Consider the following 13,007-nt stretch of genomic DNA (forward strand, 5'->3'; position numbering starts at 1 on the left):
TTAAGGGATACCTTCTTTTTTTGCTATTATCTTTATTTAATTCAATTTCATAATGCAAAATTCATATGAAATATACGAACATTTAATGGTATCCAATATTATTAATTGTGAAGCGAAAGACTGCGACTCCTACGGGAAAAGCTTGAGCTGAAAGCCCCGCAGGAAGAAATTCTTTTGTTAAAAAGAATTTCTTGCGACGAAGCTAGCGAAGCGATGCAGGAGCACATCTTTTAAGGAACAAAGCCTAAGAACGCCACGTCCTGTGGCAACGGCTTCGTGACCAACATCGTGTTGGCCCGAGGAGATTGAAGCCAAGCCCGTGGAAAGCGCCGTCTGTAGCGGAACATCCAAATCTAAATAGTGAAAAGTTAATGTGTTGAAATGTCCGGATTTAAAAACCGAAAATGGACTTATGAAATTGATTCATTTGTATAATAATTTTTAAAAAGATAGGGAGTGTCCTTACATATGAATTATTCATTAAAAGAGCACATTCTTCAATTAGAAGAAAAACTTTTAAAACCTGAAATTCGGAGCTCTCAAACAGAACTTAGTAATTTACTTTCAGAAAATTTTTTTGAATTCGGAAGTTCCGGAAAGATATTGTACAAAAATGAGGGGATTTCACAGGATGGTATAGCTGTAGTAAAGATGACTCTAAGTAATTTTGAAATTCATCCATTATCTGAAGAAATAGTGTTAGCTACATATCGTATTTATAATGTAGAAAGCAAACAACATTCCATACGTAGCTCTATTTGGAAACTTAGTGAAGGAAGATGGAAAATGGTATTTCATCAAGGAACGAAAACAAGTGATTGATGGAGTCGGCTTTATGACTGAGGATTCGGTTGTATGAAGATCTATATTCATCAATTAGAGTTAACCTAAATCACCTGAAAAATATTTTCTGTGAAAGGAAAAATAGAATGAATGAACTTAATTCACAAAATATTGAATGTCTCAAAAGTGCATTGGCGAGTTCTTGGTCATTAGCATCAAGTTCAAAATGGTGTAGTGATAATCCTGCAAAAGGACAATGTGGAGTAACAGCTTTAGTTGTCAATGATCTATTGGGTGGTCAAATTTTAAAAACAAAGTTACCTGAGGGATGGCATTTTTACAATATGATTGAACATAAACGTTATGATTTTACCGTGTCACAATTTAGTGAATCTATTTTATATGAAGATATTGCTTCTAACCGAAGAGAAGCACTTATGGACTGTAATGAGAATCAGTATATGTACTTAAAGGAAAAAGTGTTGAAAAAATATTGCAATTAATAAAAAAGCTTTAATTTCTTGCTCTTAAAATCTGATAAAGGAAGATAAAAGATGAACTATAATATAGAAGTCTCTTTGAAAAAGGATAATGAATTTTCATCTTTTCTAGAAAAGATGATAAGAGAGTTTAATAATAAACATTCAATTCATCATAAAGAGGTAAGAAAAAAAGAATCCGTACAATCAATAAATATCATTGTTTCAGATGAACGAAAAGAGTGGGTTGGTGGGGTAAATGCCGATGTATATTGGGGCTGGGTGGAAATCAACAATTTTTGGTTTCAAGAAGAATTTAGGGGAAAGGGTCTAGGAGGGATAATACTTGAAAAAACGGAACAAATCGCTAAAGAGAAAGGTGCAAAAAAGGCATTATTAACTACATTTGAGTTTCAAGCGCGTACTTTTTATGAATTAAAAGGATATAAAGTAGTTGGTGAAATCAAAGATTATCCACCTGGAAGCAGCTATTATACAATGGTTAAAGACTTAGGTTGAGAAAGCTTTTGTTAAATTTCAAAAATAAAATATCAAAAAGGGGCTGATCCAGTTAATGGACAGCCCCATCGTTATCCAATTATTTAGAGGGTACATAGTGAATATTTAAATAGGTAGAAACTCAAAAAAATTAAAAGCTTCTTACACTGAATCAATATTCTTAATGCTATTCACTAGAGTAGTCACAACTTTATCAATATCTTCCTGAGAAATATTTAAAGGTGGTGAAAGTGCCAAAACATTGTTAAATCCAGCTACTGTTGCACCATTTTTTCCAATTAGAACGCCATTCTTTTTGCAGTCTGCAATAATGGCATTTACTTTCTCTGCAGCGAGTGGCTGTTTCGTTGCTTTGTCTGCTACAAGTTCAATGCCGATTAATAGCCCTTTGCCTCGAATATTGCCTACATTTGGGTGATCGTCAAGTTTTTCGCGAAGTGTTGCGAGAACTTCATCACCTTTGATTGCAGATCGTTCAAATAGACTTTCACGTTCGAAAATTTCAATGTTTTTAAGTGCTACTGCACATGAAACTGGGGAACCACCGAAAGTATTGACATGACGGAAATAGTCATATGCATCGGTTCCTGTAAAAGCTTCAAAAATTTCACGTTTTACAGCAGTTGCAGAGAGCGGTAAATAAGCACTTGTTAGGCCTTTAGCCATCGTTATAATATCAGGTTGCACATCGTAATTCATAAATCCAAAAGGCTTACCTGTACGGCCGAAGCCACAAATAACTTCATCGACAATCATTAATGCGCCATGTTTTTTACATACTTCTTGAATACCTTTTAAATAATTATCCGGTGGCATAATAACACCACCACCTGTAATAATAGGTTCTAAAATCATTGCAGCAATTGTACCACTGTACTCCCATGTCATGGTTTGATCCACAGCCTGAACACTTGCTAATTGTTCTGGTAGAAGTGAAGCATCTTCTGGTTGACGATACATATCAGGTGGAGCAACATGGATAAAGCCTGGTGCAAGAGGTTCGTATTTATATTTGCGTTCTGCTTGACCTGTAGCAGATAATGAACCTAATGAGCTGCCGTGGTAGGCACGATAGCGCGAAATAATTTTATAGCGCGAATTTTCACCTTTTTGTTGGTGATATTGACGTGCGATTTTAAATGCAGTTTCATTTGCTTCAGAACCACTATTTGAGAAGAATACGACATAGCCACCTCCAAGCATATCGTTGATTTTCTCTGCTAATTCTACTGCAGGGACATGCCCTTGAGAAAGAGGGGAATATGGATTTCTTAACATTTGATCATAAGCGGCTTTAGCGATTTCTTCACGACCATATCCAGCATTGACACACCATAAACCTGCCATTGCATCAATATATTGATTGCCATCAGTATCGACAACAGTTGCACCGAACGAATCTTTTACAACATAGGTTGCTTGAGGGTTGTATGGCTTCATAGAATGCCATACATATTGCTCATCTTTTTCTAAAATATCGTTATTCGTATTTGTTTTTACCAAAGTCTTCACTCCTTTAGTTATTTAATTCAACTTACTTATTTGTTTTCAGTTCATCATTACTAGGGAAGGCAAATGAAGTAGTCGTGTCTTCTGATTCATCTGGCCATCTTTCTGAAATGGTTTTTGCTTTTGTAAAGAAACGAGCTTGATCTGGTCCAAACATATGACCTTCACCAAATTTGGAGCGTTTCCAGCCACCAAAATTGTGATAGCCAACTGGAATTGGAATAGGTACATTGATACCTACCATTCCAACTTCGATTTCTTCTTGGAATTTACGAGCAGCAGGACCGCTGTTTGTGAAGATTGTTACACCGTTACCTAGTTCGTGATCATTAATAAGGTCAATTGCTTGTTGCAATGTATCAGCTCCGACAACGATACGAGCAGGTCCAAACACTTCTTCTTTATAAATCGTCATTTCTGGTTTTACATCATGAAGCAAAGTTGGTCCTAAATAGAATCCATTTGATGTTTCGCAAATACTTGGAGTGCGGCCGTCAACCGCTACACTAGCACCTTCTTCAATAGCAAGTTCAATATGTTTGATAATGTTATCTTTCGATTGTTTTGTAATAACTGGTCCAAAGTCAACCGCTTGATCTGTATATGGCCCAACTTTTAAGTTCGCGATTTTTTCTTTTAAGATTTCGATGAATTTTTTTTCAGTTTCAGCACCTACTGCAATTGCTCCTGAAATCGCCATACAGCGTTGAGAAGCTGCACCATAAGCGGCTCCAAGGAACGCATTAGCCGTTTGTTCAAGGTTGGCATCTGGCATAACAATCATGAAGTTTTTACCGCCGCCGAATGCAGCTACACGTTTATTGTTTTTTGTACCTGTTTGGTAAATATACTCGGCAACAGGGGTAGAGCCAACAAATGAAATGGCTTGAATCGTTTTGTTTTCTAAAAGCTCATTTACTGCATCTTTATCTCCGTTAATAACAGTCCAAATACCAGCTGGTAGTCCTGCTTCTTTCCATAAATTACTTATAAATAGAGCAGAGATAGGTACACGTTCAGAAGGTTTTAATATCACTGCATTACCAACTGCAACTGCCATGCTTGTAATCGCAAGTGGTACCATAACAGGGAAGTTAAATGGTGCAATACAAGCTACAACGCCTAGAGGTGATTTTGTAGAAAAGGCGTTAATATTCCCACCAACGTTTACGGAATACTCTCCTTTTAACATTTGAGGAGCAGCGATTGCCATATCGACTGATTCGATGCCTCGGACAATCTCACCTTTTGCATCTTCTCTTGTTTTTCCACTCTCTTCACAGATTACATCAATTAGCTCTTCTTCTCGTTCAACTAATAACTGACGGAAACGGTGTACGATTTCAACACGTTTGCCGATAGAAGTGTTTTTCCAAGCAGGAAAAGCTTTCTTTGCAAGTTCGATTGCATTTTGAACTTCTTCTTTTGAAGCTAGTGGAACTTGGGCAATGATTTCACCTGTTGATGGATTATAGACTTCTGAATAACGAGCACTTGCGCCAATTACCTCTTCACCATTAATAAAATGAGCTAATGTTTTTACTTTTTGTTCAACTGTCATAATAAAAGCACCTCTTCCTATTAGTTTGATTCATTTATCTAGGTTTTCATTTTTGAAATATTGTTCGATTTAAGTCTAACAATTTTCCTATGATATACGAATAGACAAAACGTTAAATAAAAGTTTCTGAAGTTTTACTAATCGTAAAAAGTGTTAAGATGATATAAACTAGAAAAAAATGCATTTAATTAGAATAATAGAGAATTAACTAGATGGGCAGTGCTGAATACGTTTAGGGGTGATTGGGGGATTACAAGTGATTCAATATACATTGCAAGTAAAAGATGCGATGAAAAGTCAACAATTTAAAAGTGCAGAAGTGGTTGCAGGGGAAAATGGATTACAAAAGATGTTTAAATGGGTTCATGTAGTCGAGATTGTCCAAATTGAAAACTTATTAGCTGGTCATGAACTGATCTTAACGACTGGGATTAGCTTAAAAGAAAGTAATCAGCAATTTTTAGTTTTTGTAAAATCATTAATTGATTCCAATTGTGCTGGCTTATGTATTGAATACGGAAGTTACATTCGATCAATCCCTAAAGAAGTTATTGCGTTAGCAAATACTCATGACTTTCCAATTATTGTTTTTCATGAAGTCGTATCGTTCGTCAGTATCACACAGGATTTACATAATGTAATCATGAATCAACAGTATTTAATGATTTCTACGCTTGAAGCTTATTCTCAACAACTGAATAAAGGTGCTTTAAGCGATCAAAACATCGATGGTATTTTAAAAAATATGCACAGTCATTTAAACAGTCAAATAATGCTCGATATTCAGGGAAGAGAGACGATTTTTTATCCTAATATGACACAAAAAAAACGTCAAGATTTTCTAAAACGGCTTGAAAATGAGGATTTAATGAAACGACAACCAATTTTTATTCTTGATCAGCATTATGCAGATATGACGATCTTTAAAGAAAATGGTGTATTTACAGAATTTGAGATGTTAATTTTTGATCGTACTGCAACAGCACTTGCCCAAATTTTGATGCGTGCATTCTATATTGAGGAAAAGCGTGATATTGAAGATGCACAGACATTATCGTATTGGATTGACGATAAGCTTAAAAAAGAAGAAATATATAAATATGTGCTTTCACATCAAGCTAATTATGAGAACAATGGTGGGACAGTATTTATATTATCTTCACCTCAAGCAATCCATAAATCGCATGAAGACATAGTGTATAGCAAACTATATTATCGAAATTTATTTGAACGGAATGGATTTGTGCCATTCTTATTTGAACGTAAAAGCTACATTGTTTTTATTTTATTAAATAAGCAAGGTTCGCAAACAACGAGAGTTTATTTAAATAAAATCATCAAGGCATTAAAGGATTCTGAATTTTATGTGAAACAACAGCGAAAGGGCTACCAATTTGCAGTTGGCAAAATTGTTTCTTGCATATCAGAAATCTCGAAGAGCTATCAAACAGCATTAGATACACTTTATATTTGCCGTAAAGTAAAGACGAACTCTTATTTTTATGATGATTTACACCTTTTTCATTTAATTTACAAACTGCAAATGCAAGTGAATTTAAAAGAGGTCGTCAATGATTATTTACATCCAATTATCGAATATGACAAGCAACATAACGGACGATTGATGGAAACATTAGAAGTTTATCTACGAACAAATGGTTCCAAGCAAGAAACAGCCAATCAACTCTTTATCGTTCGTCAAACACTGTATCACCGCTTGAAAAAGCTTGAGACATTGCTAGGTAAAGAGTTTATGTCCGGTCATAATCGTATTACACTTGAATTCATGCTTCTTGCAAATACATTAATTGAAGGTTCAGATGAAAAAAATAGATAAAGTAAGATTTCACTTAAGTAAAAGGCGCTGAAAACTTTCGGTTTTAAAAGGGTTAGGTTTTTTAAAATCAAGATCCGGTACTATTAGTTCGATGTTGAACAAAAAGTGCCGGATTTCTTTGTTTATTTTTCCTTTTTTCATGCAGTAATTTCAAATTTCGTTTGAGACTGACTGCAAATATCGTTATAACACCTTGGATTTCCATTTGGTGGAATTACATTGCGTCCATTATCTAAACAGTTTGTTGTTTTAAGTTATTCTAGGATAAGTGAATAGTCGACGAAGATCATTGATATGGTGAAGCATGTTATCTTTAGGATTAATTATAGCTTTCTTTGCCATAAGGGCTTAAGTTTACGGATTCTTGATTTGAAATCATGAGACAGGACCTGAAGTCTGTTCATTTAATTATAAAGTAAATATTTCCGTTTTTTATATCTTGAGTAAGTTCTTGAGTAAGATTTTCGATTGGGCAACGCGAGTTGATTGGAGTGGAGAGCGGCAACTCCAGCGGGAAAAGCGGGACGCTGCAGGATTTCAGTGGGAGTGTACTGAAAAAGTAAAAATAGAAGTAAATTCATGATACAAATCTGGTATAGCTATCTTCGTTGAAGTGGAATTAGCGGAGACTCCTGTGGGAAAACGAGCTAGACGAGACCCCGCAGCGCAGCGAGGAGGCTTGTCAGTTCGCCCACGGAAAGCGGAGCTAATTCCACTTCATTCAATAGCAGATATATATTCTGTGAATATTTTTATTATTACACTTTTTTCAGTACTCTCCTTAGTGGCGGTTATACTACAAGTTACTTTGGGGAAAATCAAAAATCATATATACATAAATTGCCTCATACTATTTTAATGCCCGATAGATTGACATTTTATAAGCTACCAAATTATAATTAATCTAAATTTTCTAAAAATTCTTTCATCGTTGTGATTTAAAGCTTATTAGGGAATAAACCAATTGAGGGGGATATCTCATGTATACGTGTAACAAGAGTAGACTTGAAGGAACGCTTAATGAGTTTAGTTCGTTTGGTAAGACACCAAATAATGGTGTAACACGGCTTTGTTTCTCACAAGAAGATGTGCAGGCAAGAAACTATTTTCGCAAGTGTTGTGAAGAATTAGGGTTAGATGTAGTTTGGGACGATATGGGGAATATGTATGCAAAACTTGAGGGTAAAAAGGACATGCCTCCAATCGTTATTGGTTCACATCTAGACTCAGTAGAAAAAGGCGGACGGTTTGATGGAGTTTTAGGTGTTTTAACAGGACTTGAAGTCGTTAAAACATTAATTGATCACAAACAAGAGTTGGATGCACCAATTGTTGTCATGAACTTTACGAATGAAGAAGGGGCGAGATTCGACCCAGCGATGATGAGTTCAGGCGTTTTAGCAAATAAGTTTGAAAAGGAAAAAATGCTGCGCTCATCAGACAAAAATGGTGTGATATTTAAAGATGCACTTGAAGCAAGTGGCTATGTTGGTGATGAGTCGAATAGATTAAAGAAAGCGCTTGCATATTTAGAGTTGCATATTGAACAAGGTCCAGTACTTGAAAGTGAAGAGCTTGAAATCGGTGTTGTTGAAGGCGTTCTAGGTATGGTGTGTTATGAAATAACAATTACTGGTGAGTCAAATCATGCTGGTACAACTCCAATGAAATTACGAAAAGACCCATTCTTTTTAGCAACAGATTTGATTACAGAAATGCGTAAACAATTAAGTGATATTGATGATGAATTAGTCTTTACAATGGGGCGTGTCAACGTAACGCCAAATATTCATACAGTCATTCCAAATAAAGTTGTTTTTACTTTAGAAGCGCGTCATCAAGATCCTAGAAAGATAAAGGAAGTTGAAGAGGTTATTTTCGGTTTACCAGAAGAAGAAAATGGCTGTCGAGTTTCCTTTGAGAAATTATGGAGTCGAGATACTGTAGAATTTGATGAATCCATTTGTGCCCATGTTCAAAATGCATGTGAGGAATATAGCTACTCGTACAAACGTATGTATAGTGGTGCAGGACATGATGCGCAATTTATGGCAAGTTATATTCCTTCTGCTATGATTTTCGTACCAAGTGTGAAGGGGAAAAGTCACTGTGAGGAAGAGTTAACAAACTTCGAAGATTGTGCTAAAGGAGCAAATGTTTTACTGAGTACGGTACTTGCTTTACAACAAAAAATTTCAAAACAAGAATTGAAAACATTGTAAGGGAGCTAACAGTATGAAAAAAATTATTACAGGTGGAACAATTGTAACAGCAGCAGATCAGTATGTAGCAGATTTATTAATCGAGGACGGCAAAATTACAGAAATTGGACAAGGTATTAAATCACAAGGTGCAGAAATCATCAATGCGACTGGAAAATACGTTTTCCCAGGTGGAATTGATCCCCACACACACTTAGACATGCCATTTAATAACACTGTAACTGATGATGATTGGGAATCTGGTACTATTGCGGCTGCGTTCGGTGGAACGACGACAATACTAGATTTTTGCCTAACTACTGGTGAAGCTAGATTACTAGATGCGGTCGATAAGTGGCATAGCAAAGCGAAGGATAAGGCAGTCATTGACTATGGTTTCCATTTGATGATTGCTGATTTAACAGAAGATACATTAAATCAGCTTCCAGAAGCATTAGAGGTTGCTGGTATTAATTCTGTAAAAGTATTTTTGGCTTATGCAAAGGAATTCCAAGCTACTGATCGTACATTATTCCAAGCGTTTAAAGTAGGGAAAGAAAAAGATGCTATTGTGATGGTGCACTGTGAAAATGGTTCTGTCATCGATGAATTAGTGGAAGAAGCAAAATCATTGGGACACACAGAACCAATTTATCATGCACTTACTCGTCCACCTCAATTGGAAGGCGAAGCCACAAAACGTGCGATTGAATTAGCAAATCTTGCAGGTGCTAAGTTATATGTTGTACATGTAACTTGCAAAGAAGCAGTAGATGAAATCATTCGTGCACGTGAGAAAGGCTACCAAGTTTATGGCGAGACATGCCCTCCTTATTTAGTGCTTGATCAAACGGCACTAGAAAAACCAAACTTTGAGGGAGCAAAATATGTTTGGTCACCACCACTTCGTCCAAAAGAACATCAAGAAGTTCTTTGGAATGCATTAAAGGCAAAACAATTACAAACAATTGGATCTGATCAATGCTCATTCAGCTTTAACGGTAAAAAGCAACTCGGCAAGGAGGATTTCTCTAAAATTCCAAATGGTGGTCCGTTCATCGAAGATCGCTTAAGTGTTCTTTATTCTGAGGGGGCCGCGAAGGGACGAATTACATTAAATGAATTTGTTGATTTAGTATCAACTAGTGCTGCAAAAACATTTGGTTTGTTCCCGCAAAAAGGAACAATTGCAATTGGTTCAGATGCAGATATCGTCTTATTTGATCCAGATGTAGAACGAGTGATTTCTGCAGAAATACATCACATGAATGTGGATTATAATGCGTTTGAAGGCCTTGAAGTAAAAGGTGAGCCGGTTAGTGTATTAAGTCGTGGTGAATTTGTCATTAAGGACAAAGAGTTTGTTGGTAAACTTGGAAGTGGCCAATATATTCGACGTGAAGTGAAAAAAGAAGAAAAACCAGTAATTACAAAATAAAACACAACAAAATAACAGGGGGCAATAGCTATGAAAGAGTTGAGCTCATTGGAAAAGAATTTTGATGAAGCCCATGGTGGTTTAACGCAATACGCTGCTCTTGAAGAAGCGAACCGATGTTTATTTTGCTATGATGCACCATGTATAAAAGCATGTCCAACAAGTATTAATGTACCTAGCTTTATTAAAAAAATTGCATCGGGTAATTTAAAAGGCTCTGCTCAAGTGATTTTGGATGCAAATCCAGTTGGTGCTAGCTGTGCACGTGTTTGCCCAACAGAAGAACTTTGTGAAGGCGCATGTGTACTTAACCATGCTGAAAAGCCAATTAAAATTGGTGATTTACAACGTCATGCAACTGATTGGGCTCGAGAAAATGAAGTCGCATTGTTTGAAGCTGCACCAAGTAATGGCAAGAAAGTAGCCATTATAGGAAGTGGTCCTGCAGGGCTATCGGCAGCACGTGAACTGTGTCGATTAGGCTACTCTGTCACAATTTATGAAGCAGATGCAGAGGCTGGTGGCTTAAATCAATATGGCATTGTTTCATTTCGTCTACCACAGCATATTGTTCAATGGGAAGTCGAGCAGGTAAAGAAACTTGGAGTAGAAATTAAAACAAATCATCGTGTTGGAGACAATATTTCAGTAGACGAACTGGTCAATAACTACGATCGCATACTGATTGCAGTTGGTATGAATACAGTACCAAATCTCGAAATTGAAGGTGAAACGTTAAATGGTGTATACGATGCCATCGACTTTGTAAAAAGTACAAAAAATGTAATCACAAGAGACTTTGTTGGTAAAAGCGTAGCTGTCATAGGAGCAGGTAATACAGCGATTGATGCAGCGACATGCTCGATTCGATTGGGAGCTGCACAAGTACAAATTATCTATCGTCGAACTGCAAATGAAATGACGGCATATCCGTTTGAATATGATTTTGCAAAACAAGAAGGCGTTGAATTCCGTTGGCTATCTTTACCAAAACGTATTATAAGTGATAATGAAGGCAATGTCATTGGATTAGAGTGCGTAAGAATGGAGCTAGGTGAGGAAGTTGAGGGGAAAGCGAAACTCCATGAAATCAAAGAGTCAAATTTCATCATTCAAGTAGATGCAGTTATTCGAGCAATCGGACAGACACGGCATATGGAATTAATCGAACAGTTTGGTCTTGAGCATAAACGAGGAATTGTAGAGGTTGATCAAGAAACGTTACAAACATCTAACCCAAAGGTTTTCGCATGTGGCGATGTAATCTATGGAAATGGTTATGGTGATGCAACTGTTGTATCAGCTGCACAACAAGGAAAAGATTGTGCATATGCAATTCATCGACAAATTGAAAGTATATCCGAAATCGCGTAATTCCTTGAGGGGGGACTATTATGGCAGATTTACGAATTAACTTAGCCGGTATTGAATCACCAAACCCATTTTGGCTTGCATCTGCACCACCGACAAACTCAGGATATCAGGTGCAGCGTGCATTTGAAGCAGGTTGGGGTGGTGCTGTTTGGAAAACATTAGGAGATCCTATTTTAAATGTTTCATCTCGTTTTGCTGCAGTAAGCTTTAATGGTCAACGTGTTGCGGGGTTTAATAATATCGAATTGATTACAGATCGTCCTCTAGATGTAAACTTAAAAGAAATCTATGAAACAAAAAAGAGATTTCCGAATCACACCATTATTGCATCACTTATGGTAGAGCCAAAACAAGAAAAGTGGCATGAAATTGTAAAGCGTGTTGAAGCAGTTGGAGTAGATGGGTTCGAGTTGAATTTCGGATGTCCACATGGGATGGCAGAACGTGGGATGGGCTCTGCATCTGGCCAAGTACCAGCACTCGTTGAAAAGCAAACCGCATGGGCGAAAGAAGCAGCGACTAAACCTGTGATTGTCAAATTGACACCCAATATTACAGACATTACTGTTACAGCAGAAGCTGCTGTACAGGGTGGGGCTGATGCAATTAGTATGATCAATACAATTAATAGTTTAGCAGGAGTCGATTTGAATACGTGGAATACAATCCCGCATGTTGCGGGAAAAGGCGCTCATGGTGGTTACTGTGGTCCAGCTGTTAAACCAATTGCACTAAATATGGTCGGGGAGTGTGCAAGAAATTCCCATATAAACGTACCGATTTCTGGTATCGGAGGTATTTCAAATTGGCAAGATGCAGCTGAATTCTTATTGATGGGTGCAACAGGCGTGCAAGTATGTACTGCAGCTATGCATCACGGATTTGGCATTGTTGAAGATATGATTGATGGTTTAAATAATTATTTAGATGAAAAAGGACTAGCTTCTGTAATGGACTTAGTCGGTCGTTCGGTACCAAAATATTCTGATTGGGGTGACCTTGATCTAAATTATAAAATTGTCGCGAATATTAACAATGATGTGTGCATTAATTGTAACAAGTGTCATATTGCATGTGAAGACACCTCGCATCAATGTATTGAGCGTTACATGGATGAGGATACAGGCAAGCCGATGCTTAAAGTACGTGAAGAAGATTGTGTGGGTTGTAATTTATGTTCAATTGTTTGCCCAGTAGATGGTGCAATTTCAATGAAAGAATTGCCTCATACTGTACCTGCAATGACATGGAACGAGCGCCAAGCGATGCTTAAATCATTTGCAAGTAACTAGTCAGTTTGGAAAAA

General features: G+C 36.8%; 10 protein-coding genes. 8 read left to right on the forward strand and 2 right to left on the reverse strand.

Annotated features, from left to right (window positions below; genetic code table 11):
* The first annotated feature begins 468 nt into the window (after nt 1–468).
* The 3 genes from Q8X41_RS00620 (at nt 469) to Q8X41_RS00630 (ending at nt 1,781) form a co-directional block, all read left to right on the forward strand.
* On the forward strand, nt 469–822 hold the full coding sequence (locus Q8X41_RS00620; protein ID WP_397538339.1) for a DUF4440 domain-containing protein: 354 nt from the start codon (nt 469–471) through the stop codon (nt 820–822).
* A 107-nt stretch (nt 823–929) separates the two neighbouring features.
* Complete coding sequence (locus Q8X41_RS00625; protein WP_397538340.1) at nt 930–1,286, forward strand: hypothetical protein; 357 nt, start codon at nt 930–932, stop codon at nt 1,284–1,286.
* 51 nt (nt 1,287–1,337) lie between these two features.
* Nucleotides 1,338–1,781: a GNAT family N-acetyltransferase gene (locus Q8X41_RS00630; protein ID WP_397538341.1), complete on the forward strand. Its 444-nt coding sequence runs from the start codon at nt 1,338–1,340 to the stop codon at nt 1,779–1,781.
* Nucleotides 1,782–1,922: 141 nt separating this feature from the next.
* Here Q8X41_RS00630 and Q8X41_RS00635 read toward each other — a convergent pair whose 3' ends face one another.
* Together Q8X41_RS00635 and Q8X41_RS00640 are read right to left on the reverse strand one after the other, a co-directional pair.
* Complete coding sequence (locus Q8X41_RS00635) at nt 1,923–3,284, reverse strand: aspartate aminotransferase family protein (protein ID WP_397538342.1); 1,362 nt, start codon at nt 3,282–3,284, stop codon at nt 1,923–1,925.
* Between the two features lie 31 nt (nt 3,285–3,315).
* On the reverse strand, nt 3,316–4,851 hold the full coding sequence (locus tag Q8X41_RS00640) for a CoA-acylating methylmalonate-semialdehyde dehydrogenase (RefSeq protein ID WP_397538343.1): 1,536 nt from the start codon (nt 4,849–4,851) through the stop codon (nt 3,316–3,318).
* A 256-nt stretch (nt 4,852–5,107) separates the two neighbouring features.
* Here Q8X41_RS00640 and Q8X41_RS00645 point away from each other — a divergent pair, with 256 nt between their 5' ends.
* From Q8X41_RS00645 to preA, 5 genes are all read left to right on the forward strand, one after another.
* Complete coding sequence (locus Q8X41_RS00645) at nt 5,108–6,688, forward strand: PucR family transcriptional regulator (protein ID WP_397538344.1); 1,581 nt, start codon at nt 5,108–5,110, stop codon at nt 6,686–6,688.
* 980 nt (nt 6,689–7,668) lie between these two features.
* The gene (locus Q8X41_RS00650; protein ID WP_397538345.1) at nt 7,669–8,910 is read left to right on the forward strand and encodes a Zn-dependent hydrolase; all 1,242 of its coding nucleotides are present in this window, start codon (nt 7,669–7,671) and stop codon (nt 8,908–8,910) included.
* A 13-nt stretch (nt 8,911–8,923) separates the two neighbouring features.
* Nucleotides 8,924–10,327: a dihydropyrimidinase gene (hydA, locus tag Q8X41_RS00655; RefSeq protein ID WP_397538346.1), complete on the forward strand. Its 1,404-nt coding sequence runs from the start codon at nt 8,924–8,926 to the stop codon at nt 10,325–10,327.
* 30 nt (nt 10,328–10,357) lie between these two features.
* Nucleotides 10,358–11,701, forward strand: coding sequence for an NAD(P)-dependent oxidoreductase (locus Q8X41_RS00660; RefSeq protein ID WP_397538347.1), 1,344 nt, complete (start codon nt 10,358–10,360; stop codon nt 11,699–11,701).
* A gap of 20 nt (nt 11,702–11,721) precedes the next feature.
* Nucleotides 11,722–12,993, forward strand: a complete 1,272-nt coding sequence (gene preA / locus Q8X41_RS00665) for an NAD-dependent dihydropyrimidine dehydrogenase subunit PreA (RefSeq protein WP_397538348.1) — start codon at nt 11,722–11,724, stop codon at nt 12,991–12,993.
* Nucleotides 12,994–13,007: the final 14 nt, after the last annotated feature.

Origin of the sequence: Rummeliibacillus pycnus (genome assembly GCF_044359855.1) — a bacterium.
Taxonomy (GTDB): domain Bacteria; phylum Bacillota; class Bacilli; order Bacillales_A; family Planococcaceae; genus Rummeliibacillus; species Rummeliibacillus pycnus_A.